Origin of the sequence: Pontibacillus sp. HN14 (assembly GCF_021129245.1) — a bacterium.
Lineage (GTDB): Bacteria > Bacillota > Bacilli > Bacillales > BH030062 > Pontibacillus.
The window spans coordinates 1,187,829-1,212,725 of record NZ_JAJOLR010000001.1; the positions used below are offsets into that span (position 1 = coordinate 1,187,829).

27 protein-coding genes are annotated in these 24,897 nt (G+C 40.9%); 11 read left to right on the forward strand and 16 right to left on the reverse strand.

Features of this window, described 5'->3' with window-relative positions; translation table 11 throughout:
• The first annotated feature begins 42 nt into the window (after positions 1 to 42).
• The gene (locus tag LQ226_RS06135; RefSeq protein WP_231416966.1) at positions 43 to 627 is read left to right on the forward strand and encodes a helix-turn-helix domain-containing protein; all 585 of its coding nucleotides are present in this window, start codon (positions 43 to 45) and stop codon (positions 625 to 627) included.
• 118 nt (positions 628 to 745) lie between these two features.
• On the opposite strand, the gene LQ226_RS06140 is transcribed toward LQ226_RS06135, so the two are convergent.
• The 3 genes from LQ226_RS06140 to LQ226_RS06150 form a co-directional block, all read right to left on the reverse strand.
• Positions 746 to 1,555: a DUF2785 domain-containing protein gene (locus LQ226_RS06140; protein ID WP_231416967.1), complete on the reverse strand. Its 810-nt coding sequence runs from the start codon at positions 1,553 to 1,555 to the stop codon at positions 746 to 748.
• 112 nt (positions 1,556 to 1,667) lie between these two features.
• The gene (locus LQ226_RS06145; protein ID WP_231416968.1) at positions 1,668 to 2,738 is read right to left on the reverse strand and encodes an NAD(P)H-dependent flavin oxidoreductase; all 1,071 of its coding nucleotides are present in this window, start codon (positions 2,736 to 2,738) and stop codon (positions 1,668 to 1,670) included.
• Between the two features lie 59 nt (positions 2,739 to 2,797).
• On the reverse strand, positions 2,798 to 3,454 hold the full coding sequence (locus tag LQ226_RS06150; RefSeq protein ID WP_231416969.1) for a hypothetical protein: 657 nt from the start codon (positions 3,452 to 3,454) through the stop codon (positions 2,798 to 2,800).
• 274 nt (positions 3,455 to 3,728) lie between these two features.
• On the opposite strand from LQ226_RS06150, the gene LQ226_RS06155 reads away from it, so the two are divergent.
• Positions 3,729 to 4,433, forward strand: a complete 705-nt coding sequence (locus LQ226_RS06155; RefSeq protein ID WP_231416970.1) for a DUF4386 domain-containing protein — start codon at positions 3,729 to 3,731, stop codon at positions 4,431 to 4,433.
• A gap of 4 nt (positions 4,434 to 4,437) precedes the next feature.
• Here the strand turns inward: LQ226_RS06155 and LQ226_RS06160 are convergent, their stop codons facing one another.
• Positions 4,438 to 5,016 (reverse strand): Crp/Fnr family transcriptional regulator, encoded by a 579-nt coding sequence (locus LQ226_RS06160; protein ID WP_231416971.1) that lies wholly within the window; start codon positions 5,014 to 5,016, stop codon positions 4,438 to 4,440.
• 618 nt (positions 5,017 to 5,634) lie between these two features.
• Here LQ226_RS06160 and LQ226_RS06165 point away from each other — a divergent pair.
• Both LQ226_RS06165 and LQ226_RS06170 read left to right on the forward strand, forming a co-directional pair.
• Positions 5,635 to 6,156: a sigma-70 family RNA polymerase sigma factor gene (locus LQ226_RS06165; protein WP_231416972.1), complete on the forward strand. Its 522-nt coding sequence runs from the start codon at positions 5,635 to 5,637 to the stop codon at positions 6,154 to 6,156.
• Positions 6,149 to 6,877 carry a YxlC family protein gene (locus LQ226_RS06170; RefSeq protein ID WP_231416973.1) on the forward strand — a complete coding sequence of 243 codons (729 nt, stop codon included), beginning with the start codon at positions 6,149 to 6,151 and terminating at the stop codon, positions 6,875 to 6,877. Before LQ226_RS06165 ends, LQ226_RS06170 begins: the two co-directional genes overlap by 8 nt.
• Before the next feature lie 310 nt (positions 6,878 to 7,187).
• Here LQ226_RS06170 and LQ226_RS06175 read toward each other — a convergent pair whose 3' ends face one another.
• Positions 7,188 to 8,354, reverse strand: a complete 1,167-nt coding sequence (locus tag LQ226_RS06175) for a YecA family protein (RefSeq protein ID WP_231416974.1) — start codon at positions 8,352 to 8,354, stop codon at positions 7,188 to 7,190.
• A 232-nt stretch (positions 8,355 to 8,586) separates the two neighbouring features.
• Between LQ226_RS06175 and LQ226_RS06180 the strand changes: the two genes are divergently transcribed.
• The 4 genes from LQ226_RS06180 to LQ226_RS06195 all read left to right on the forward strand — a co-directional run bounded on the left by LQ226_RS06180 (position 8,587) and on the right by LQ226_RS06195 (position 12,867).
• Positions 8,587 to 9,651, forward strand: a complete 1,065-nt coding sequence (locus LQ226_RS06180; protein WP_231416975.1) for a CdaR family transcriptional regulator — start codon at positions 8,587 to 8,589, stop codon at positions 9,649 to 9,651.
• A 110-nt stretch (positions 9,652 to 9,761) separates the two neighbouring features.
• Entirely contained in the window at positions 9,762 to 10,889 is a 1,128-nt protein-coding gene (locus LQ226_RS06185) for a glycerate kinase (protein WP_231416976.1), read from the forward strand.
• On the forward strand, positions 10,890 to 12,248 hold the full coding sequence (locus LQ226_RS06190) for a GntP family permease (RefSeq protein WP_231416977.1): 1,359 nt from the start codon (positions 10,890 to 10,892) through the stop codon (positions 12,246 to 12,248).
• Positions 12,249 to 12,579: 331 nt separating this feature from the next.
• The gene (locus LQ226_RS06195) at positions 12,580 to 12,867 is read left to right on the forward strand and encodes a hypothetical protein (RefSeq protein WP_231416978.1); all 288 of its coding nucleotides are present in this window, start codon (positions 12,580 to 12,582) and stop codon (positions 12,865 to 12,867) included.
• 51 nt (positions 12,868 to 12,918) lie between these two features.
• On the opposite strand, the gene LQ226_RS06200 is transcribed toward LQ226_RS06195, so the two are convergent.
• The 7 genes from LQ226_RS06200 to LQ226_RS06230 all read right to left on the reverse strand — a co-directional run bounded on the left by LQ226_RS06200 (position 12,919) and on the right by LQ226_RS06230 (position 18,274).
• Positions 12,919 to 13,125, reverse strand: coding sequence for a cytochrome C oxidase subunit IV family protein (locus LQ226_RS06200; RefSeq protein ID WP_231416979.1), 207 nt, complete (start codon positions 13,123 to 13,125; stop codon positions 12,919 to 12,921).
• 19 nt (positions 13,126 to 13,144) lie between these two features.
• The gene (qoxD, locus tag LQ226_RS06205; protein WP_231416980.1) at positions 13,145 to 13,519 is read right to left on the reverse strand and encodes a cytochrome aa3 quinol oxidase subunit IV; all 375 of its coding nucleotides are present in this window, start codon (positions 13,517 to 13,519) and stop codon (positions 13,145 to 13,147) included.
• Between the two features lies 1 nt (position 13,520).
• A complete protein-coding gene (gene qoxC / locus LQ226_RS06210; protein ID WP_231416981.1) occupies positions 13,521 to 14,126 on the reverse strand; it encodes a cytochrome aa3 quinol oxidase subunit III in 606 nt (201 codons plus the stop codon).
• Position 14,127: 1 nt separating this feature from the next.
• Positions 14,128 to 16,071 carry a cytochrome aa3 quinol oxidase subunit I gene (qoxB, locus tag LQ226_RS06215; protein ID WP_231416982.1) on the reverse strand — a complete coding sequence of 648 codons (1,944 nt, stop codon included), beginning with the start codon at positions 16,069 to 16,071 and terminating at the stop codon, positions 14,128 to 14,130.
• Between the two features lie 24 nt (positions 16,072 to 16,095).
• A complete protein-coding gene (gene qoxA, locus LQ226_RS06220) occupies positions 16,096 to 17,043 on the reverse strand; it encodes a cytochrome aa3 quinol oxidase subunit II (protein ID WP_231416983.1) in 948 nt (315 codons plus the stop codon).
• 425 nt (positions 17,044 to 17,468) lie between these two features.
• Entirely contained in the window at positions 17,469 to 17,930 is a 462-nt protein-coding gene (locus LQ226_RS06225) for an SRPBCC family protein (protein WP_231416984.1), read from the reverse strand.
• Positions 17,927 to 18,274 (reverse strand): MerR family transcriptional regulator, encoded by a 348-nt coding sequence (locus LQ226_RS06230; protein ID WP_231416985.1) that lies wholly within the window; start codon positions 18,272 to 18,274, stop codon positions 17,927 to 17,929. The genes LQ226_RS06225 and LQ226_RS06230 overlap by 4 nt, the downstream gene beginning before the upstream one ends.
• A gap of 199 nt (positions 18,275 to 18,473) precedes the next feature.
• On the opposite strand from LQ226_RS06230, the gene LQ226_RS06235 reads away from it, so the two are divergent.
• The gene (locus tag LQ226_RS06235; protein WP_231416986.1) at positions 18,474 to 20,369 is read left to right on the forward strand and encodes an alkyl/aryl-sulfatase; all 1,896 of its coding nucleotides are present in this window, start codon (positions 18,474 to 18,476) and stop codon (positions 20,367 to 20,369) included.
• Between the two features lie 136 nt (positions 20,370 to 20,505).
• Here the strand turns inward: LQ226_RS06235 and LQ226_RS06240 are convergent, their stop codons facing one another.
• The 4 genes from LQ226_RS06240 to LQ226_RS06255 all read right to left on the reverse strand — a co-directional run bounded on the left by LQ226_RS06240 (position 20,506) and on the right by LQ226_RS06255 (position 23,588).
• The gene (locus LQ226_RS06240) at positions 20,506 to 20,967 is read right to left on the reverse strand and encodes a heme-binding protein (protein WP_231416987.1); all 462 of its coding nucleotides are present in this window, start codon (positions 20,965 to 20,967) and stop codon (positions 20,506 to 20,508) included.
• Positions 20,968 to 20,979: 12 nt separating this feature from the next.
• Complete coding sequence (locus LQ226_RS06245) at positions 20,980 to 22,167, reverse strand: MFS transporter (protein WP_231416988.1); 1,188 nt, start codon at positions 22,165 to 22,167, stop codon at positions 20,980 to 20,982.
• A gap of 24 nt (positions 22,168 to 22,191) precedes the next feature.
• The gene (locus LQ226_RS06250; RefSeq protein WP_231416989.1) at positions 22,192 to 22,926 is read right to left on the reverse strand and encodes an IclR family transcriptional regulator; all 735 of its coding nucleotides are present in this window, start codon (positions 22,924 to 22,926) and stop codon (positions 22,192 to 22,194) included.
• A 218-nt stretch (positions 22,927 to 23,144) separates the two neighbouring features.
• Entirely contained in the window at positions 23,145 to 23,588 is a 444-nt protein-coding gene (locus LQ226_RS06255) for a MarR family winged helix-turn-helix transcriptional regulator (RefSeq protein ID WP_231416990.1), read from the reverse strand.
• 158 nt (positions 23,589 to 23,746) lie between these two features.
• On the opposite strand from LQ226_RS06255, the gene LQ226_RS06260 reads away from it, so the two are divergent.
• Both LQ226_RS06260 and LQ226_RS06265 read left to right on the forward strand, forming a co-directional pair.
• The gene (locus LQ226_RS06260) at positions 23,747 to 24,169 is read left to right on the forward strand and encodes an organic hydroperoxide resistance protein (protein ID WP_231416991.1); all 423 of its coding nucleotides are present in this window, start codon (positions 23,747 to 23,749) and stop codon (positions 24,167 to 24,169) included.
• A 190-nt stretch (positions 24,170 to 24,359) separates the two neighbouring features.
• Complete coding sequence (locus tag LQ226_RS06265; RefSeq protein ID WP_231416992.1) at positions 24,360 to 24,755, forward strand: VOC family protein; 396 nt, start codon at positions 24,360 to 24,362, stop codon at positions 24,753 to 24,755.
• Positions 24,756 to 24,897: the final 142 nt, after the last annotated feature.

Genomic DNA, 24,897 nt, shown 5'->3' on the forward strand with positions numbered 1-24,897 from the left:
AAAGAACACTCTAAGCTGTAAGTAGAGCAGGAGGAGAACGAAATGAATAACCATAAAGTTGGAGAATTAATTTATCATTTGCGAAAAGAAATGGGACTCACTCAGAAGGAATTAGCAGATCAAATGCATATTTCTGATCGAACCATTTCGAAATGGGAGCGCGGGTATGGCAGCCCGGATGTAACACTACTCCCTCATTTGTCTGCCTTACTAGGAGTCAATATAGAAAATATTTTAGACGGAGAACTAACTTCTAATGAATTTGTAGGAGGAAATATGAAAAAATCAAGCTATTTTGTTTGCCCATCATGCAATAATATTGTACTAGCCACTGGAGATATATCCTTATCTTGTTGCGGGAGAAAGTTAGAACCACTCGAAGCAAAGAAAGCGACAGATGACGAGAAGCTAACCTTTACAGACAGTGACGAGGAATGGTTTATAACAAGCGACCACCCCATGACAAAAGACCACTATATATCGTTTATCGCCTTAGCCACAGGTGATCAGGTTCAAATTATGAAACAATATCCGGAATGGAATTTGCAAACGCGGATCCCAAAACGCAAGCACGGGAAACTGCTATGGTATGATACGAAACACGGCTTATTTTATCAACTATTTTAAGTTAATTAGGTGTACGCCTAACATTTCCTCATAAAAAGGACTCAGAAATTAGAGTCCTTTTTGTGATAGCTAAGTTAGTCTAAAAAAAGAGAATGAAGACCCCGGTGATCTCCTCACCCTAATGTTGATACACCCGTTTATGCCATTCCTCTAAATATTGTTTAATCATCCCCTGAAGCTCAGACACCTCCACCCTGAAAAACAGAGCCTTCATAAAATGCAATACATTTGTTCTGATACGAAAAACGGGAATAGCAAAGGGTCTAGCGTTCCATTCCGCATCCAATTTGACGAATGTCTCCTTTACCCATTTCGTAATAATAGACGGTGCCACTCCCTTTTGTAATAAAGCCTCGATTACAAATGCTAAGCGCTCTTCCTCATCATCGGTAAACGCGTATTCTTTCCAAAAGGCATTTTGAACAGCTTGCAGAAAAAGGTTCGCATCTTTTTGTCTGAATTGAGTGTGCTCAACAAGAGCTACAAGAAGATCAGCCCCGTGTGCCATGCTATGGGCCCAACCTTTCCCTTGAACATAGCCTCTCATATCCTGTTCTTCCTTTAGATACTCACCCACGGCGTTCAATATCTGTTCGTATCGCTCCCGCTTCCATCCTTGATCAGAATGGACAACCTCAGCAATGACTAAAGCAGAAAAGGATCGAGTAAACACACCATCCCCCTTTTGTTCACCAATCCGATAAAAAAGATGAGACTCACTCAAACATGTTTCTAAGATTTTATCCACTTGATCTTTATGTAAACGCCCCTCTTGAATCAGCCTTCCAAAAGCAGGGTAGATACATTCATCCCGAAGCTCTGGATCAGGATCTCCTATAAAGGTAAGCATCCACTCCATCCACTCGTCCGCTTCATCCGATGACCATTCATCGATGTTTATTCTTTTGAAACTTTCTTTAGTTTTCATATGTAATGATCAAATCCTTTCCGGTACAGTTTATTGGCTCTTTATGATTGCGAAAAAAGGAAATAAAAGGAGTGGTATGCTCTTTTATTTGTGAACTTTAAAAACATCAATCCTAACTCCAGTCGATCAGCTCTTCCGTTCCCCTCACTAACTCATCCATAAGCTCTCTAACCCGAACTTTTTGACTCAAACGAAGCCCTTGTCCGGCCCATAACGACATGTATTGTGGATTTTCCTTCTTCTTTGCTTCAGTCCTGATCGGCTTAGTGAGGCTATTTTGGATCGGATAAGGTGCTATACTGGTGCTTTCCTTACCCATATAGTCCGTAAATTCATTTCGAATTCCTCTTGCCCATTTCCCAGAAAAGGCTTTCGTCACGACCGTGTCATCATCGTTTGCTTTTAATATAGCTGCTTTATGTTCAGAATGAGCTCCACTCTCATCAGTAGTTAAAAAAGCTGACCCCATTTGAACACCCTGTGCCCCTAATACATGGGAAGCTGCAATCCCTCTTGCATCCATTACCCCACCAGATGCGATAACTGGAATGGTGACATGGTCACATACCTGTGGCACAAGCGCCATGGTTCCAATTCCACTTGAGTCCTCAGGCTTTGAGAATGAACCTCTGTGCCCTCCAGCCTCGTTTCCCTGCGCTACAACGGCGTCCATTCCAGCCTGTTGGACAGCAATCGCCTCTTTAACGGTTGTAGCCGTTCCAATAACTCTAATACCCTTTTGTTTTAATCGGGTGGTAACCTCATGGGGTGGAAGTCCAAATGTAAATGAACAGATTGGAACGCTTTCGCTTATGATCACGTCAATTTTACGGTCTAAATCATTCCCCTTATAAGAGACGTCGTTGGAGGTTTCCTTAAGATTAAGTTTGTTACGGAAGTATTGTAATGCCTTACTGCTAGATTCTATTTCTTTTTCACTGACCTCTGGAGGATCGATGATAAATAAATTGACACCGAAAGGACGGCTTGTTAATCTCTTAACCTTTCCAATCTGTTCCGTTAGTTGATCGGTATGTAAGTAGCCCGCACCAACCATGCCAAGCCCCCCATAATTGGAAACTTCTGAGATCAGTTCCGGCGTCGTTGGACCACCGGCCATAGGTGCCTGGATAATTGGATAGTCTATGTCTAAAAGCGCTCTTAACTCATTATTGTTCTTCACCTGAACCCCTCCGTTATACTATATAAAGCATGTATTGATAGCACACTTCTCTCCATGAGTTACAAAGAGTGATGACCTATTAATCTGGTACCAACCGGATCATTACGGTTAAAGGTATCTTTTATAAAATGAACAGTAATCAAACGACTGTAATCTTCATCATGACTCATTATATTCCATTGACCGTTTCCAAGATTAACAAGATCGTTGCCTTTATCTTCAACAACCTCAAGATTCAAAAGCTCGGCCAGTAACTTTGGATGTTCTTTCGCAAAAGGTAAGCCGATCTCTACCGTATGGATGAGGGTACTCTCTTCTTCCTCAACAACTTCTGTTCTTCTTTGTAATTCAATTCTGAACTTCCATGGAGTAGAAATAAAAGTCCTTCGTTCCCCTTCATTTATGTGAAGATTCAATTCCTCAGCCCTTTGAAGAATGTCTTTATATTCCCCTTCCTCCACTAATATTCCAATGTGGTCAAACCGATCTTTCTTCCCGTAACCAAATGTAACATTGGTTTGACCCTTTACCATTTCTATAATTCGAAATGTAACCCCGCGCTCTCTGAAGTCATCCCACTCTAGAGGAGGGTTAAATGTTTGCATCTCTCCTTGATCATTCCCCACTCTCAAACGCGTCTGAAAACCCAACTCTTTATAAAAGTTCTCCATCTCCTCTAATTGATTCATCCACCAGTGATAATGGAACAATTGCACAAGTAAGACCACCTTTCCTTCACTCTATGCCCATTTTTACAGGCTAAATTCTCGCTTGTTCTGTAAATTATTTCATAGATTGAGGTCGCTTGGAACCATTTTTTGTAATAAGAAAAAAGTTTCGTCCGAGAACTATTAATTCGTTTTCCTGAATGTAATATAGGGGAATTTGCTGCCAAACTATATGAAACCTCTTATTCATGACTTAAGTCAATGAAAGACTCCCTTACACAGAATACAATGTTGATGAAATCAAGTTCTGGGGGGATCTCATTTGAATACAGCAAATACACCTATACAGCAAAAAGCTGCCGTCATTTCTGGTATCGCATTACTTCTCATGACACTAGCTGCTATTAGTGCACAAGGATTTATTCACAGTTCATTAGTTGTAAATGAAGACGCGGCTACAACATTCAAAAACATCCAAGCGTCTCAATCCTTATTTCGCATTGAGATACTTGGATGGCTCCTCATTATATTGTTGGATATCATCGTTTCATGGGGATTTTATATTGTTTTAAAACCATTCCATCATGGATATGCTTTGTTAGCCGGCTGGCTTCGCTTACTCTATACCGCCATTCTGGCAATGGCCGTGTCGCACCTTGTTATTACCAGTAGTGCGGTTCAAAATGTTGAATCTGGCCTTCCACCTGATAATTTCGCCCAGCAAGTTATGCGTTCCATCTCATCTTTTGAAGACATATGGTCCTTTGGATTAATTATTTTTGGCGTTCACTTAATTCTTGTTGGCTTGGTCGCAATGAGTACAGAAAAGATCCCTAAAATGATTAGTATTCTAGTCGTCTTAGCAGGCTTTAGCTACTCGGGCATTCATACCATGTACACGTTCCTACCTCAGATTGAAGGTTTGACAGCACAATTGGAATGGGTTCTTATGGCGCCCATGGTCGTAGGTGAATTAGGGTTTGGGCTCTGGCTATTGGTAAAGGGAAGAAAATGGACGATGAACTAATTCATTATTCTGAGGCGACGCGTTTCTTAATCCGACTTAGGGTTTCTGGCTTTATTCCGAGGTAACTTGCTAGTTGATATTGGGGAACCCGGTTAATTAAATCTGGCCTGTTCGCTATTAAAGCATGGAAGCGTTCTTCTGGTGTTGAAGAGATAAAGGAAGAGAACTCATCCCTCAACGCACCCATATCTTCTTGCATCATCTTGCGCGTCATATCCTCTAACACGGGGTGCACGTCGTAAGAAGATTGTTCAGTCGCTAGATCACCCACAACAAGGGTACAGTCTTCCAAACAGCTAAGGGAGTACTTAGAACTTTTATCTGTAGTGTGTTGGTTAAAGATCGTTACACTTTGTTCTTCCGTGAAGAAATTGGACGTATGTTCATTCCCATCCTCATCTACAGCGTATTGCCGAACACAACCCTTTAAGACAAAGTAACATTTAGAAGGAACTTCCCCTTGATGCAAAAGGATGGTTCCTTTCTTATACGTAGTAACAGGAATGTCCACAGTCAGTTCTTTTAACTGTGATTCACTGAGGTCTGTGAAACGTTTCATATACTGAATTAGAATATCTTTCACTCTTTCACTCCCCCTTTATTAAGAAGTGTATTTATCCTTTAATTTTACCATTCAATAATAATCACCGAGCATTTAATTGATAGTGATGTTAGCCTTTTAATTGTTAAAAATTTTGTATAATAAATGGTGAAGCGATTATTGTGGGTATGACGTTTTTTTCTATACTTTGTCTTTAGTCATGACTTGAAAAAGAAGAAGGAAAGCTTTAAAAGACCAAATTTGTTAATGTTTATGGAAGTTAAATAAAATTAAAATCAAACTCTAAAAAAATAAATTACAAAAGCATTTGACCACTGGGACAAATGCTTTTTTAGTATTTAACGAGAAAGAACTGTACGCTGACATTATTAAGGAATGGACCATTGCTCCAGCCGCTAGTTCTCTTGTAAAAAGGAAGCTTGAGAATCGTCCCTGCACTTCTTCAACATTAATCTAATTCCATGGGGTAAATTATCGCTAGAACGTAACGAATTTTATGTAATACTCTTTTATAGAGGCTTTTCCTACTGCTCACAGAGTAATTTGTTAAAAAATAAAATTTCATGAAGCTAAACAAGCTCACTCTATGTCTAATATTTAAATCTTATATAAAAAGAAATAAAGGCTGGTGGACCATATATGAAAAAATTAATAAAAAAAGCTCAGAAAGGAGACACAAAAGCATTCCTAAAGTTATTTAAAGAGTATGAAAGTATGTTATACAAAACAGCTTACCTGTATGTAAAAAATGAAGAAGATGCTTCAGATGTTGTACAAGAAGTAGCATTCAAGTCATTCAAGAATATAAACACTCTGAGAGAGCCTGACTATTTCAAGACTTGGATAATTAAAATAGCTATAAACTGCTCTTTAGACTGTATTAAAAACAATAAAAAAGTAGTTAATTTAGATCCTAACTATGATGATTTTATTAGCGATGGTAGAGAAGATCTTTCCTTTCCTATTTCAGTAAAAGACTTAATAGATGGACTTAATGAGAACGAAAAAAGCGTGGTCATACTCAAGTACTACTATGAATACACCTTTGAGGAAATTGCAGATTTCATGGAGATTCCAATAGGGACTACAAAATCCCTTCTATATCGGTCACTAAAAAAATTAAAGGAAAGATATTATAAGGAGGAGCTTGGTCATGGGTAATAAAATTAAAGATGAAATAAATAAGATAAAAGTTCCTGAAGATCTTCACGAAAAGGCAACCATACAAGTTTTAAAAGCTAAAAAGGAGCAAAAATATAAAAGAAATAATAAACCTTTATTGGCTTTTGTAGCAGCAATAATTTTAAGTATTGGAGTTTGGGTAAGCCCCAATGTTCAAGCAGTTTTTAGTGGTTTATTCGAAGTTACCCAATATGATAAAGACAGTTCACTAGAATCCCCTTCTTTTGGAAATGGTTTTTCCAACCAAGATGTTTTTAAAACAGTAGAATTTGAGGGTATTGAACAGGCTGAGAAGAAGTTTAGTTCTAATATTCCATTTCCAAGTAAACTTTCTGATCTTCATATTGCTCCATTTAGTACGATTTATCTAGATAAAAGCAACAAGGTAAATGGATACCAGGTTAATTTTCAATCCAAAGAAGAAGAAAACCAAAGCATTAGTGTTCATACAAGTAAGGCTCCAGGTGCTGAGCCAACTTTTAAAGCAAATACTTATGATGGAACTGCTATATCAGAAGAAGTTAATTTGGATGAGACAAAAGCAAAGATTTTCGGAGCAGATGGAATTGCATATGCCATTTACCTTGAAAAGTCTGGATGGAAATTCATTATAACTATGGTTGAAAAAAATGACGAGAAAAGCCAATTCACCGAAGAAAAGAAGAAAAAACTTATTGAAATTGCTAAAAGTATAGAATAGTAGTTTATAAGAGCTCAAATGCCAGCAATTGATTGCTGGCATTTTTATATTTCCACTTATGGACCTTATAAAAAGCTTATTAAGCTAAAAATAGTAACTGTAAAAAGTCTAAATAAAGCGTTGAAATAAGCTTACAAGCATCTGCACCTTTGCTTAAATTTTCGATCATTCTTCGAAACGCAACGTGTGATTTTACCCACAATTCGCCGCTAAAGAATTAGCTTCCCATCGTTTTCGTGTAAAGGTCTATTGTCTAAATGTGGCAGGAAGGAGTATATGGACGTGTATGACTTGTACTTCATCTACGACCTTAAGGTAACGGAGTTACTTTCTCTTCTATATCTTCAAAGTATACTTTACACCAGGAAATAAATTTAAAGGCTTCATCGTCTAGAGCTAATTTTTTCACCTTACAATAATCCTCATACAAACCACCTTTACCATGAGATATTTCGTTTCTTATTTTACGTATCTCATCCAACCTCGCAGGAAGATCGTTGATATTTCCGGATATATATGGAAGTGAATTAATATGTAAATAGTCTACTATATTCTTCATCATTAGCTGCGGTCTTTCTTGCTTTTCTTTATGGTTAATCAATATTCTTAGCTCATTTTCAAAGATGCCGGTATAATAATTGATTATTCCATTGTATGAAGCTCTGCGCCTGGACTTTTCAGGCAATGCTTTTTCTTGAAATAAGGCTGTGGCTAATTGATCCTTAGAACTATCTTCCAACCCATGAAACGAATGGGCTAGTTTTTGATACTCATTATGTAATTCATCCAAGTGACAAAAGTTTAGTTCAACATATTCGTATACTTCTTGATCATCAGAATACTCATACTCCCAATTAACCAAGATTTCTTCTTGTTTTTCATTCGTATCTACATATAAATTAACCCAAGAGATATTACCTTTGTCGTCTGTTACTCCTTCTTTTATAGAACGATACGCAAAATCGTTGAGTACCTTCATAGCACCGTAATCAGCCGTTTGCATATCAGACAACATCTCATATTCACCAAGACTCGATTCTGCTACTGTTCTTAGAATTCTTCGCTCGTTTTCGGATAATGATGGCAAGCTAGCCGCTCTTTCTTCTACCAATTTCATCTCCCTATATGGATGCTTAATGCCCTTTAATTCTAGTATCTCTCTATTTACCTGAAAAAATTTATAAGTCATATCTTTAGAATTTGCTATTTCTAACAATTCTTTCGAGTTGAACTCAATGCCAAGATCGTTTATAGACTCTCTAGATAACCATACATTAACTTGATCCAACTGCGCTAACACAAGCTCTTTAATTCCCATAGAACTATCATGCTTTGGCGCAACAAGATCAAACGCTTTATTCCCTTTCCCAGGTAATACCCCATTTTCGATATTGTTATTGTCCGATTCTAAACAACACTTTTTATACTTTCTCCCAGAACCACAGTGACATTTTTCATTTCGACCTATTAATCCCATTCAACCATCCTTTTTTTCCTACTTTAGCAACATTATTGTATTAATATAACAGAAAAACACCTACTTTATCATAGCATTTTCTTGATACATACTTCACAAGAAAAGAATTAAAGGTCAAATTATTTATTATTACCTTTAACTCCACCCCATTTACACCAAATGTACTACAACTTCCCCCTTTCCACCATTGACCCCGATGCTATACTGTAAAGAAAAACTCGAGGTGACACCTATGAACCTAACCGAATCCCTAGGGCAAGAAATCATTGATCGCTTATCCACCTATATCGACGTCCCTATCAATCTCATGAACCCAAAAGGCATCATTATCGCAAGTACCAATAAAAACCGTATGCATCGTCTGCACGAAGGAGCGAAGCAAGTCGTAAGTACCCACGCTCCTTGTACGATCTACCCAAACGATTTAAAACACTATAAGAATACGCAAGCTGGAGTAAACCTTCCTGTCTTTCACCGGGGGAGATTAACGGGTGTTGTTGGGTTAACTGGGCACCCGGATGACGTAATGCAGGCTGCCGGGATGACTCAGGGGTCTGTTGAGATAACGCTTGATCAAATTTATTTGCAGCGACAAGCGTTTTATGAAGAGCGGCAATGGATTCAGTGGTTGAACAAGGTCTTAGAGAATTCAGCGGAGCATGATGAGGCGTTGTTACAAGAAGCTGAGAATACGTTCCGCGTTCACTTATCTGACACCTGGCAAGTGGTTGCCTTTCAATCTACGAACCCCCATGATCACTTGGAAGGCGTGAAAGAAATTGCGGAGCCGCTTAACCCTCTGGTTGTGCTTCCTTATCAGCACTACATCGTATGTATCGTACCTTTTTCCACTGATGGGCAATTTACGCTTGAAACGTCAAGTTACAAGATCGGCGTAGGTGAACCTCAGTATGGCGTGAAAGGAATCCGGATCTCCTTCGAGCAAGCTAGAGACGCGATTACGCTTGGAGAAGCACCTGTTTCTTATAGTGCGGACCTCCAATTAGAACGTCTCATACATACAATCGATCAAGATATTTATGACCAAACACTTTCTGTACACGGGAAACGATTAGCGACATTAGAGCCAGTCTACGTTGTCACGTTACAGGCATTGTTCCGTCATAACTTACGCATGACTTCAACGGCGAACGACTTACATATCCACCGGAACACGTTGATCTATCGGATAGATCAAATTCGAATCAAAGTGGGGCTCGACCCGCGAAACTTTAAAGAAGCGGCGCTACTTACAATCTTGCTTATTCATGAACCATTTGTGCACATGCACAAGTAAGCGGATTCATTTTTCTGATATTTTCGTGAATGTTGTCAATTGTGCCCTCCCCGGTTTATACGTTCTAATAGAACTAAGGGCAAAGATAAAAAGCGATTGGAGGAATAGATGTGAAGATTGTTATCGCACCAGACTCATTTAAAGGTAGTCTCGCCTCGAGTGAAGTTGCACAGCATGTGGCTCGTGCTTTTAAAGACGTTCACCCAGAGCTTACGGTCATACAAAAACCGATGGCAGATGGCGGCGAGGGAACGATTGATGCACTTGCTGCTGCGACGGACCATAAGCGACAGTTCATCCGCTTAACAGGACCACTTGGGGATCCGATCGAATCAAGCTATTTGATTCTTGGAGATGATACGGTCGTGATTGAGGCGGCAAGTGTCCTTGGACTTACGCTCGTTCCATCTGATCAACGTAATCCTGAGGAAACGACAAGTACCGGATTGGGAGAAGCGATTGTTAATGCATTAGATCATGGATATCGAAAATTCATGATTGCCCTTGGCGGGAGTTCCACTAATGACGGTGGACTTGGTATTTTGCAGGCGTTAGGACTTACTGTCCAAGACAATAATGGAAAAGAAGTTGGTTCTTTTGGAAAAGATCTTTACCAGATTGATTCAGTCAACAAGAGTACACTAGACCCTCGTCTGAAAGACTGTACGTTCAAAATTGCATGCGACGTTTCCAACCCTCTTACAGGATCTAATGGAGCAAGTCATGTTTATGGACCACAAAAAGGAGCTTCAAAAGAACAGGTAAAGAAGTTAGATGAGGCCTTGGATAAGTGGGGGCGTCTTTTAGATAAAAGCATGATGGACACACCTGGTGCTGGTGCTGCCGGGGGTCTGGGCTTTTCATTTCTAACCTTAGAAGGAGACCTTGAATCAGGGGCTCATCTTGTGTCAGAAGCCATTAAGCTTGAGGAAGCCATTAAGGATGCTGATCTTCTTATTACAGGAGAAGGAAAGTCTGACGAACAAACGCTTCATGGAAAAGCTCCTGCTTATGTTGCGGATTTAGGTGCGGATTACGGTGTACCGACAATTCTATTGTCCGGAAGTATTGAAGGAGATCGGGATGCATTACGGGGCAAGTTTATGAGTAGCTTCTCGATCGTACCAAGCATCATTAGTTTAGATGACTGTATGAAGTATGCTTCCGATTACCTCTATGACACGAGTGTGGAAGTTGCACGACTTTGGGGACACATATTAGAAAGGAGTGAAGGATAAATGGACGGTATTGGACTTATATTAATTATTTTAGCTGGTGTACTCTTTGTCATTGTCGCTACGGCCAAATTCAAGATTCACCCATTTCTTTCCCTACTCGTTGCTGCGTTTGGAATTGGGCTCGCTGCTGGAATGCCTATGAATGACGTCGTCTCTGCTGTGAATGGCGGCTTCGGTGGACTGATGGGTGGCATTGGACTTGTTATTGTATTTGGTACGATTATTGGCGTTTTTCTTGAGAAGTCAGGTGGAGCGTTGAAAATGGCTGAGGTCGTCCTCCGACTCGTTGGTGAGAAACGTCCTCAGCTTGCGATGAGCGCGATCGGAAGTATAGTCAGTATCCCTGTCTTTTGTGACTCTGGCTATGTTATTTTGTCGTCTTTAAAGAAAGCGCTTGCAAATAAAACCAATGTAACGGTTGCCTCAATGGCGATTGCGTTATCTACAGGGTTATTTGCAACGCACACCCTCGTCCCCCCTACTCCTGGTCCAATTGCAGCGGCTGGAAACATTGGGGCTGAGAATTACTTAGGAACCGTCATTTTGTTTGGCGTAATCGTTGCGATCCCGACGATTTTAGCCGGATATCTTTGGGCCATGAAAGCTGGAACGAAGATTCATATTGAAGAAGATGAAACGGCTGCGACAGTTGAGTACGACACGGTTATTGAAAGCTTTGGGAATATGCCTTCCGCCAAGAAAGCATTTGCGCCGATCTTGGTTCCAATCCTTCTTATCGGATTTAGCTCTGTTATTACCTTTGCAGGCTGGGACGGTGCCATCTTCTCCTTCTTCCTATTCCTGGGATCACCTGTTGTCGCCTTGCTTGTAGGTACTCTACTATCCTTCACACTTGTGAACGAGTTTAGTGAAGAAACGTTAACGAAGTGGGTCGGAGAAGGTATAAAAGAAGCAGCACCGATCTTACTGATCACAGGTGCCGGCGGTGCATTTGGCTCTGTCATTAAGGCAACGAGTATTGCTGATCTTATTAAAGGGGTAGCGAACAATGACCTGGCAACTGGCGCTCTGTTTATCTTCGTCCCCTTCGCCATTGCAGCCGCTCTAAAGAGTGCTCAAGGTTCATCAACTGCTGCGATTGTGATCACCTCAACACTTATTGCACCGCTCCTGACTGAAGTTGGGATTGAGGGCGCTGTGCCATTATCTCTTATGGTTATGTCCGTTGGAGCTGGAGCAATGGTTGTATCGCACGTAAATGATAGTTATTTCTGGGTCGTCAAAGAGTTCAGTGGTCTCTCCATTACACAAGCTTATAAAGCTCAAACAATGGGAACGTTGATACAAGGTCTTACCGCTATTGTAGTCACCGCGGTGTTGTGGTTTATTTTTGTATAGTAGTCGTAGAAGCACATAGATCAATTAATGACGCTTGGGGGCCTCACACCTAAGCGTCTTTTTTTAGCAGTCGCTCCCTTTTGTAATCGGTAGCTATCCCCATCTTTCCACGTCCCACATGAAACCTCCTCCTTTTAGAGGAAAGGACCATTCACAAGTATTTGCACCCTTAATTGGCCAAAAAAATATTGTTTAGACAAGCTAAAAAACGGAAATTCTAAAAATGTTAGCCCATTTATGAACATTTTGTGTCCAAATTGCGAATTTTTTGTTACAATAAGATCAAAGAAAACGTTTTCAATTTTGAAACATAACTAAGGAGATGATTTTCATGGGTGCGACCGTAATGTTCTTGCTCTTGGCGACTATAGCTCCATTTCTATTCTTACAAACGAAAAAGATGGCATTTGCCGTAGCGCAATCAATTCTACTTATCGGCATGTGGCTATACTTCTTCCAGGTGACAATGTACTCAGATCCAGGACCATTCTCCATTACAGGGGCCATGTTCTATCTTGGTTTAATTGGCGCCCACATCGCTTGGGTGATGTTCATGGTGGCGACCGTAAAATCAAGCTCTGAACTGAAAGAGAAATTAACAAAAGAACAACTTAGATAAATAAAAAAGAAACGCTCCTTCCCTGACTCCAGGAAAGAAGCGTTTCTTTTTTTAATCCTGCGGCTGCAGTTTGTACAGTTGGATCATCGCCTGTACAAAACTGAAACCTGCAAGAATAAATAAAACAAGTTTAAAGTCATAGGAGGAATAAAGCGCTCCACCTAGTGAAAAAGCCGTCAGCAATATTGAGAGAATAAACCCAATCAAATCTTTCCATGGCCATCCGGCCTCTAGTGGCATGTTTTGCTTTTTTTCCATCCTAATAACCCCCACTTTTTTAGTGACCGCTATGGTCTTCTGAATGTTGTTCTTCGTGTTGTTCCATATCGCCCATGTCGCCCATATCACCATGATCATGGCCAAAGGACATGACGAACAGGGATCCTGCTACAAGGATTGCGGCAAGAGCGAAACCGTGAAACATCATGTTCCATGGTACGTGCCCATTTCCGCTTGAAGCTTCTGTAACGTGCATGAACATAAACAATTGTACGCCTGCTTGCAACAGAGCAAGAACCATAATACCGATGATGATCCATGTCGTAGACAAGTCAGATTGAAGTGCTGCCCATGCTGCAACTAGCGTCATGACGAGTGACAAGATAAAGCCAATGACGTGATTCATTGGTACGCGTTTTTTCGAATCGGCCATATTAAATCACCATCCCAATCAGATAGACACTCGTGAAGATGAAGATCCAAATGACATCAAGGAAGTGCCAGTATAAGCTTACGACAAATAATTTACGGCTTGTGACGTTTGTTAGTCCTCGCTGCTTGATTTGGATCAAGAGCAGGGTCGCCCAACCGATACCAAGCGTAACGTGCAGTCCGTGAGTTCCGGCAAGGATAAAGAATGCTGACCAAAACGCACTAGCTTGAATTGTTGCGCCTTCATGCGTGTAGTGAACGAATTCGTAAATCTCGAATCCAAGGAACCCAAGACCAAGAGCTAACGTAATAACCATCCAGAAGATCAGCCCTTTGACTGATCCCCTTCTCATTTCGTGAATCGCAAGTCCACATGTAAAACTACTAGTTAGAAGCAGGAAGGTCATAATAAGAGTGGTACCTGGCTCAAACAGTTCGCTTGGCAGTGGTCCATCAGCAGTACGTCCGAACAACACAGCATATGTTGCAAATAACGTCGCGAAGAGGACAACCTCGGCTCCAAGGAAAATCCAGAAGCCCATGATGGTCATTTGCCCTTCTTGGGTGCGATATTCTAAAGGACCTGTTTTCAGTTCTTCCGCAGCCATATTATAACCCCCTCGCTTTTTTCTCTGTTTCTTTAATTTCTTCAACTGGTACATAGTAACCATCGTCATAATCGAAGGAGCGAAGGATCATCATAAACACAGCACCGATCAATCCGATGACAGCGACATACAACCATTCAAAGACAAGACCGAAACTGGCAAGTCCAAGAAGAGCCATCATAATGATCGGAGCCCCTGTGTAACTTGGCATGTGGATCGGCTTCACTTCATCTTCTTCAAATGTCGTTTTGCCTTCTTCTTTCATACGAATATATGGATCAATTTCATCCACATATGGAACTGTTGCAAAGTTGTAGTAAGGTACTGGCGTCGTTGTCGCCCATTCAAGGGTACGGCCGTTACCATTCCAAGAATCACCTGTTGTTTCACGCTCGCTGTAACGATAGCTGTAGTAAACGTTGTAAACGAACACAACGAAACCAAGTGCCATTCCGACAGCCCCGACAGTAGAAATAACGTTCAATGGAAGCCATTCTACAACGTTTGTGATAAATAAACGACGTGGCATCCCGTCTAGGCCTAGGAAATATTGTGGGAAGAAGCACACATGGAAGCCAAAGAAGAACAACCAGAATGCCCATTTACCCAAACGCTCGTTCATCTTGTGACCGAACATTTTCGGATACCAGAACACAAGTCCTGCGAAACAGGCAAATACGGTTCCTGCGATCAGCACGTAGTGGAAGTGCGCGATCAGGAAGTACGAGTTGTGGAACTGATAGTCCGCTGCTGCCATACCAAGCATAACACCTGTAACACCACCAAGAATGAAACTTGGGATGAAAGCAAGTGACCAAAGCATTGGTACAGTAAATTCGATTTTCGATTTATAAAGGGTTGCAAGCCAGTTGAAAATCTTCACACCCGTTGGTACGGCGATCAACATCGTCGAAATAGAGAAGACGGAGTTAACAAATGCGCCAGCACCCATTGTGAAGAAGTGGTGCACCCATACTAAGAAACTAAGTAATGCAATGACGATCATAGACCAAACCATTACATTGTAGCCAAATAGACGCTTTTTCGCGAATGTGGCAATGATTTCGGAAAATATACCGAAGGCAGGAAGAATAACAATGTACACTTCCGGGTGTCCCCACATCCAGAACAGGTTTGCCCACATCATAGGCAGGCCTTCCCCTGTCAACGTGAAGAACTGTGCACCGAATACACGGTCAATTGTAAGTAGTGCAAGAGCTACTGTTAAAATCGGGAATGCAAACACGATGATGAAACATGTAACCAATGTCGACCATGAGAAGATCGGCATATGGAATAGCTTCATGCCAGGGGCACGCATTTTCAAAATCGTTACCATCAAGTTAACCCCTGTAGCCAGGGTACCGATACCTGATAGCTGTAGTCCCAGTAGATAGAAGTTTTGACCTGGTCCAGGGCTCATCGCTGCACCGGAAAGTGGGGTGTAGCTCGTCCACCCGGCATCCGGAGAACCTCCGATTACGAAGGAAATGTTAAAGAGCGCCATTCCGAAGAAGAAGGACCAGAAACTTAATGCGTTTAAATATGGGAACGCGAAGTCACGCGCTCCGATTTGTAATGGAACGATGATGTTCATGAGTCCGATCAAGAACGGCATCGCCATGAAGATAATCATGATCGTTCCGTGTGTTGTGAAAATTTCGTTATAGTGTTGGGAGCTTAAGAATCCCAAATCAGGAAATGCCAACTGCACCCTCATCATCATGGCGTCTACGCCACCACGGAATAACATGAGAAGGGCACTTAAAATATACATGACACCGATCTTCTTATGGTCAACGGAGGTCAACCATTCACGCCAAAGCCATTTCCATTTTTTGAAATACGTCAGAATGAAAAGGATGGCGAGCCCACCTAGTGCCATCGATACCATGGCACCATAGATGAGCGGTTCACCGGTGACTAGAATATCTGTAATGTGCATGTCTTCACCTGCTTTCTTTACGTACTATTGGAAGCTTTCTTGTTCTTCAATTTCTTCTAAATGAAGCTTCTGTTTGAATTGTTCACGGTATTTTTCGACGACATAACCCGCATCCTCTTTCGTATGGTGCTTCACGTAATCCAAGTGTGTGTTGGAATAGGATTGTACGTCAGTCAAACCAGGCGCAAGCAGTTCGTCATAACGTTCTGCTGTAAGCTCTGGTGCTTCGTTGCTAATTTCATCTGCCCATGAAGTAAATTCTTCTTCGCTCTCGGCATATACCTTGAACGTTTGAGCAGCAAAGCCTTCACCGTTGAAGTTAGAGTTACGGCCATCGTAGACTCCTTCTTCATCAGCTTCTAAATACAATTTGGTCATCATACCCGCCATGTTGTACTTTTGACCGCCTAGTGCCGGAATCCAAAGAGCTGACATCGAATCAGCCGAAGCTAACCTGAATTCGATTGGACGATCGGTCGGGATGTGTAAGTAATTAACGGTTTCAATATCCTGTTCCGGATAACTGAAGAACCATTTCCAATCCGCCGTTGTGGCATATACGACTAAAGGTTCCTTCACCTCTTCCCCTGCTTCAGGTTTAGGAGGCTCCTCCAAGTCGAACAATGTTGTTACGGTTGGGATGGATAAAAGGATGACAATGATAAACGGAATAACCGTCCAAATAATCTCGATGGTTGTATTTCCATGCAAGTTCGGGTCATAGTCACTTTCTTTACGTCCCGGACGGTTCTCACGGTACTTGATAATCATGTAAGTAAATAAAGCAAACACGACAACAACAATTCCAAGCATGAACCATAGGGAGTATACAATCAGGTCATATTGACTTTCAGCGACTGGCCCTTTTGGGTTGAGCACAGTCATTTCCAACTGCCCACACCCGCTTAAGAAGAAAATCAAGCTGAGCGGCAGCAAACCTAACCATCTATTTCGGAGATGTTTAGCTTTCATGAATCTTAACCCTCCTATCAATCTGTTAAATTATAAGTATAAAACTCGGAAACTTAGGAGCTGTTATACGTATCAGGGCGTGACTGATTATATCAGATTTTGGCGAAATAGAAACGATTGTTCACAACTTTGTCATAGATCGTTCACGAACTTTTAATATTTTACCAAATGATGCACGCTTTCAAGGAAATTAATAACAAACGAACTAAAAATAGGATATAGATATACCGAGGTTCTATTCCGTTATAAAAGGAGATATAGGTCACACTAGCAAATGGATATTTTCCATATAGCGGAACATTTCACACTTTCATATTTTTTAGATATAAACTTAAAAACCTGTTTCACTTTAAAGTGAAACAGGTTTCTTAAATTCGTGAAACACCTTTTTTGGTAAGTGGACTTTTTTCCTTTTTCTATTGTTCTTATGACTGATCCTCCACCATGGCTTCTTTCTCAACTCTGTCCATGAAATCATCGACTACTTTTTGGTTGTTCTTTTGTCCTCCTAATTTAAGCAGCGTTTTACCTAAGAAATTCAATCCTACGTTTTGCCCTTTATAAATAAATCTTGTTTCATTCTCACTTTGTTTTATTAATGTAAAAGATGCTTGTATATCAAATGCTTTCGCTAATGTAAAACCAATTTTATTATGTTTCTTCTGAGGAGTGTTTTCATACTCAAGGTCTTCAACAATGTACGTTTCAATTCGCTTTCCTTCTTTATATTTTTGTTCATAAGTGGTTCCAACTACCCCGTCTTTCTTATCGAGCACTTTGGTTTCGATCACATTTGGCATAATGCGTGGAAGGCTTTCGATTTCAAACAATCTCCAGATCACTTCAATGTTGAAAGGTAACACCCGTTCTTCATGCCACTTAATCATTCATATTTAGCTCCCATTTCCATCTCAAAGAACTCGTCCATCTCTTCGATCACGGTTTGTATGCGACGAACCTCTTGAGATAAGTTCTTCCGTTTCTGTTTAATTAACTCCTCTAAATGTTCAAAGGATTCATCATTTACAACGGTCAACATTTCTTGAATAGAGAAGTCAAATCTCCTCAAGTAGACTAGCAATCTCGCAATCAAGTATGAACCATTATCATAGTACCTATAGTTATTACGAGGTTCAATATAGACTGGTTCAAGGAGTTTAATTTGAGCGTAGTAACGCAAGGTTTCTTTACTTAAACCAGTCATTCTGCAAAACTCACCGACTTTGTACATGTCTTCCACCTCATTTAAATCTTAAAGGATGTAGTGCACTACACAGTCAACCTCAAACTAAGATTATTATAAAGAGCACCCAATTTTTTAGACAAATTAACGTTAGCATACTCAGGTGTTCACACCTAATGAATTCGTTCGTTCATCTATGTATACAGTGGAATTACACCGAATACTATATTCATGGAGGTGACATCTTATGGAGCAAAATCATCATGATCAGTTCGAAGCGAAACTCACCCCTTTTCGAAAAGGTGCCACGAAGAAAACAGAAAAAATCAATGAATGCATAAAAAAGAATATTTTCTGGGAAAGACTGAAGGTTGAACAGGAATGGGCAACGCGAAACGTACTAAAAAACGTCCTCCTTCCCGTTATTAAACCAGATGATTCACTTCTTCCTGTTTGGGATTTAAAGCGTTATGATTTCCTGCTGAACGATAAACTCCCCTCATCCGTGAACCCAAAACTCTGGTATCAAGGAAAATTGAACTTAAACGCCGGTCTATTTCAAGTGACAGAAAACATTTATCAGGTTAGAGGATTCGATCTGGCTAATTTGAGCATTATTCGCGGAAAGACAGGTTGGATTGTGATCGATTGTCTTACAAGTAGAGAGACGGCAGAAGCTGCTTTTGAATTAATCGATAGTTATTTTGGTAAGGTTCCGGTTAGTGCGATCATTTTCTCTCATTCACACGTCGATCATTATGGTGGTGTTGATGGAGTTCTTAATAGTGGAACCACCGATGATGTTAAGATTTATGCACCGAGCGGTTTTTTGAGTGCCGCCTTAGAGGAGAATGTAACAGCAGGAGTGGCGATGTCGAGACGAGGATTTTATATGTATGGTGAAATACTACCTCGTGGAGAAAAAGGTCAAATAGATAGCGGCATAGGGAAATATGTATCAACGGGAGTTGTAACTTTAGTGAATTCTGCTGAAGAAATTTCACCTTTAGCAAATGAATCTTTCGTGGAGAAGATGATTGATGGTGTAAAGTTTCAATTCCAAATCACCCCGGATACAGAAGCACCGGCTGAAATGAACATGTTTGTGCCTGAGGAAAAGAGCCTTTGCATTGCAGAGAATTGTACAGCATCGCTCCATAACATATATACATTACGAGGAGCTGAAGTGCGAGATCCTGTCGCATGGGCGAAGTACATCCAACAAGCCATTGATCTATTTGGGGAACAATTGACATCTGTATTCGAAGTGCATAATTGGCCACGTCACGGAAGAGTATACTGCATTGATTATATGGAAAAGCAGCGAGACATGTACCAATATATTAATGATCAGACCTTAAGGTTGATTAATCAAGGTTACACCATGGATGAAGTTGGAAGAATGGTTGCCTTCCCTAAAAGTTTACAAGAGGAATGGTTCAATAGCTCATTCTATGGAACGGTAAACCACAACTCTAAAGCGGTTTACCAAAAATATATAGGATGGTATAACGGAAACCCAGTCGATTTAAATAAGCTCTTACCGGAAGATTCGTCAAAAAAATATGTGGAATTTATGGGTGGAGAAGATGAAGTTATCAAGAAAGCAAAGAAAAGCTTCAGAGAAGGAGAATACCAATGGGTTGCTGAAGTAACCAAGCACGTCATCTTCGCAAACCCATCTAATAAAAAAGCCAGGTACCTTTGTGCAGATGCCTTGGAACAACTTGGATACATCGCAGAATCCGGGCCATGGCGGAATGAATATTTGATGGGGGCTCAAGAGCTTCGTTATGGCATTATTCCTATACAGCAGTCCACAATCACCGCAGAAGTACTAGACGTTATGACGCTAGAACAAGTATTGAACATGTTAAGCATTCGAATAAACGGATTGATCGCCGGGGACTATGACTTTAAATTGAACTTCATTATTCCGGATAGGAAAGAACAAGCTTTAACGGAGGTTAAACGAGGGATTTTCCGATATCTATCCGATGAAATAAAAGAAGATCAAGTGAAGGTCATTATGAATAAGAAGACTTTGTATGAGTTGGCCACCACGAACAACCGCTCTTCCCCCTTCTTCTATAAAAGTGATAGGAGATATTCAAAAGTGGCATCAATTCCTATGGGCTCTTGATGAGATTGACACAGACTTTCCTATTATGACACCGCTAGGTAGGAAAAGAACCCATGATTTTAAATAAAACAAGGAGCACCGTGACTTGGTGCTCCTTTTCTTACGTTCATCTATTTATTGATAGACTCTCTTTCACCTAGACATCTTTCTCCAAGAAACGCTTCACACCTGCAACGCAGTAATCATGATCCATTTGTGGCGTTAGTCCTGCTACGGTAACAGAGCCGATCGTGCCCACACCTTTAATGTTTATTGGTAAAGAACCACCGACAGCCTGGTATTCCTCTATAGGGAGCAGGGAGCTTTCGTTGTGTGTGGTGCCCATTTCTTCAAAACGAGCGGCAATAAATTGAGTGCTGTGGTTATAGTGATCCACAACATTCTTCTTCCGATACAACCATTTCACATTCTCTTCCGATGTTCCATCCATCAGATGAGTGAATAGCGGCAGACGATTCTTCTCAATGTGTACGGCCACAGATTTGCCATTTTCTTTTGCATAATTCACCAGTTCCATACCTAGCTTTAAAGCCTCTTCATTAGTAAATTGTTCAAAAACAAGCTCGTTCTCTAGTTGTTGTAGTTGTTCTGTATTCATCTTTATTCTCCTTTAAAATAAGTTTTGCTTTCTATCTAATCGATAATTAATAACAGACAGTAGAAGTGCAATGGATACCATAATGCCACCTATCCAAGCTGTATCAAGGTAATCCATCGTCTCCACTACAAAGCCCCCGATCGCAGAACCACCGGCAATCCCAATATTGAAAGCAGAGATGTTCATCGCAGAAGCGACATCCTTAGCTTTTGGCACAAGCTTCTCTGCGAGCATGAGAATGTAGGACTGCACGCCTGGGGTCAACATAAAAGCAAATAAACCTAGTATGAAGACAGAAAGGTAGCTAAGGGCCTTATGTGGTAACAATAGCACTTGCAAGAGCAGGACGAAGACTTGGATAAAGAAGACAAATCGTAACACCTTAACGGGATGATTGTTACTCACTTTACCGCCGATAATATTTCCAATTGCCACTGCTATGCCATATAAGAGAAGCATCCATGATATAGCTCCTTCTGAGAATCCACTGACATCCTCAAGAATCGGAGAAAGGTACGTAAATAGTGCGAATGTTCCTCCGAATCCGAATGCAGTCATCAATAGAGCGAGTAGTATTCTTGGATTAGATACCAGTCTTCCTACATCAATAAGAGTTGGAGATTCAGCTGGTCGTTTTATACGATCCACTGCCCACATATTAGCTATGAGTCCAATGAAGCCAAGAACGGCAACAGAGTAGAATGTGGCTCTCCAACCAACCGCTTGCCCCACAAATGTTCCAAATGGTACACCAATAATGGTAGCAACCGTCAATCCAGTGAACATAATGGATATAGCTGAGGCTTGCTTGTCCTTTGGAACCAGTTCAGCAGCCACGGTTGCAGCAATGGCGAAGAATACTCCATGAGATACAGCTGTAATTATTCTTGAAATCATTAGTAATTCATACGTTTCGGAAAGGCCTGAAAGGACATTTCCGATAATGAAAATAGTCATAAAGGTAAGAAGCAGGCCTTTTTTCGGTAACTTCCCGGTCATCGTCGTAACTATGGGAGTTCCAATGGCAATGGCTGCTGCGTAAACTGATATTAATGTTCCTGCTTTTGTTACGGAAATATCCAGGTCTGTCGCTACGGTTTGAAGGAGTCCGACAATAACGAACTCCGTCGTGCCGATGGCAAACGCACTAATCGCTAATGACAAAAGTCCGATGATAGCTTTTGATGACAATTTACTCACAGGGGTCTCCTCCTTACGTTATCGTTATAAAAGTTTTGAAATTTGGGCGCTGCATGCTCTGATTTTCTTACTAATCTGAGTGTCGAGTTGCTTTGGAATCCTGCTAGCCGGACCAGATAATGCAACAGAAGCCACCACTTCGCCGTTTCGGTATATAGGAGCTGCGATGCAACGGAGTCCGATCTCCGTTTCTTCATCATCCACTGCATAGCCCTGATTTCGAATAGCTTTTAGGTGATAGAGAAATAATTGTTCATCGTCGAACGTATTCTCTGTCTGCTTCTTCCACTGAAGCTTTTGCAAGTACTTCCTTTGTTTCGGTTCCTCAAAGAAAGCAACGATCGCTTTTCCAAGGGCACTTCCGTGAGCAGGATCACGGTCCCCTACTTGTGAATGGATACGCATCGCATGAGTACCATCCACTACTTGGGTCGTAATCACATCTGTCCCGTCGAGAATTCCAATATATACGGTTTCTCCAAGCTCTTGACTTAGTTCATATAGAGGGGAAACCGACACCCAATCTACTAAAGGGTTATGGTCTTGTTTAAATTCCGTTAGCTTAGAGGAAACCCGATAAACTTGACCATGCTTTTCGATATAACCCATATGTTCAAGCGTATAGAGCATGCGAAAAGCCGTGGTTTTGTTCAAATTAATTTGATGCATCACTTCGTTCATGGTCATTCCTCCACTCTCCATAAGCAGATCGAGAATGATCAATCCTTTTTTCAACGTTGAAACTTCATATTGACTCATGAGTCTGTGCCCCCTTTGCACATTTGTTATGGTATAGCTCCGTAAAATAAATATCAAAAAATGAAAGTAAGTTTCTATATATGAAACTAACTCCCCCTCATTGTTTCCTATCATCAGCGGCAGCACCCTCAAAAAAAGCAAAAAAAGAAACACCCCCTTTTTATTCAGGCGATGTTTCATTAGTAGGAACAAAGAATAAGTTCTTCCCTTTGCTTTCTTTATGATTCATTCTTCTGATGAACACTTTGAAGTATCTTCACCATGGATGCTTTGAACTGCTTCAGCTCCTCTTGACCCATATCTAGCTGATCAATCAATTGATATGGAATCGAGTCAGCGGTTTGTTCAGCCTTCTTCCCTTCTTCTGTTAAGCGCACCACAACACTACGTTCATCGTGCTTTGACCTTTCACGGAATACAAGCCCTGCTGTTTCCATTCGCTTAAGCATCGGGGTTAGCGTCCCTGAATCTAAGTAAAGGCGGTGCCCCATTTCCTTCACGGTAATGCCATCTTCTTCCCACAATACGAGAAGTACTAAGTATTGAGGATACGTCACATTTAACTCCTCTAAGAGAGGTTTATACAATTTCGTTACTTCCCGAGCTGTTGCATAGATCGAGAAACAAATTTGATTTTCTAATTTTAAATGGTCTTCAGCCATGCAGATCTCTCCTTCTACCAATAAGTGTAGCGAATCTCCACCTCTCCTACAACCAAACAAATCGAACGCTTTTATTTTGACAAATGTTATAAGTTGTTATAAATTAAATTGTGCACAATTTAATTTCACACAATCAAAATGGAAAGGGAGATGAACTCATGGAAAAAGCTCTATACACAGCACAGGCAACAGCACAAGGTGGACGTAAAGGAAAGGTAACCTCTAGTGATGGAACGATCGATTTCGAACTATCCATGCCTAAATCACTTGGCGGACAAGAAAAAGAAGGAACAACGAATCCGGAACAGCTATTTGCAGCTGGATATTCTGCTTGCTTTGATAGTGCTCTTCAACTGGTCGCTTCTAAAGCCAAAAAATCTATTGAATCTGCAATTACAGCGAATGTGAGCATTGGCAAAGAAGGAGATGGCTTCGGTTTAGCAGTTGAATTAGATGTTGAGATCAAAGGGGTTTCAAAAGAAGAAGCCGAAGACCTAACACATCAGGCTCACCAGGTGTGCCCTTACTCCCGTGCCACGCGTGACAACATTGAAGTTACGTTAAACACGATAGCTAAATAGATAATAGAAAAGAGCTCAGCAGTAATGCTGAGCTCTTTTCTATAAGGAAATCTTGTTCGCTTACAGAACTAAAATTCCGTCTATGGAGCTAGACTACAAGAATCTCCTCATTCAAGAAGAAGGAAGTCTGATACATTTATAGAAAATATATAAAGACTATTTAATGACGTAAAACATTTAGGAGGAAATTATGGGGAGAATCGTACATTTCGAAATACACGTTGACGACATGGACCGCGCAAAACGTTTTTATGGTGAAGTGTTTGGGTGGACATTTGAAGACTGGACAGAGTATGCGGGGATGCCTTATTTAGGAGCCGTGACAGGCAGTGAAGATACGCCTGGAATTAATGGGGCCTTAATGAAACGCCAAGGGCCTTCACCTGAGGCTAACCAGCCTTTAAGTGGGTATGCTTGCACCATGGGAGTGGAAGATTATGATGCAAGTGAGGCAAAAATTCTCGAATTTGGCGGTGAAGTAGCTATGCCCAAGTACGCTCTTCCTGGTATGGCTTGGCAAGGGTATTACAAAGATACAGAAGGTAATATCTTCGGCATTCATCAGCCTGATGATCAGGCGAAGTAGGATGTTTTTTTATTACAAATGGTGAGCTCCTTTCGTTAGAGATGCCATTTACAATTGAATAGAAAAAGAAAAATGAAGACACATAGCCAAGGCAATGTGTCTTCATTTTTTCTTACTTCATATAGTTTAAGAACACCACTAG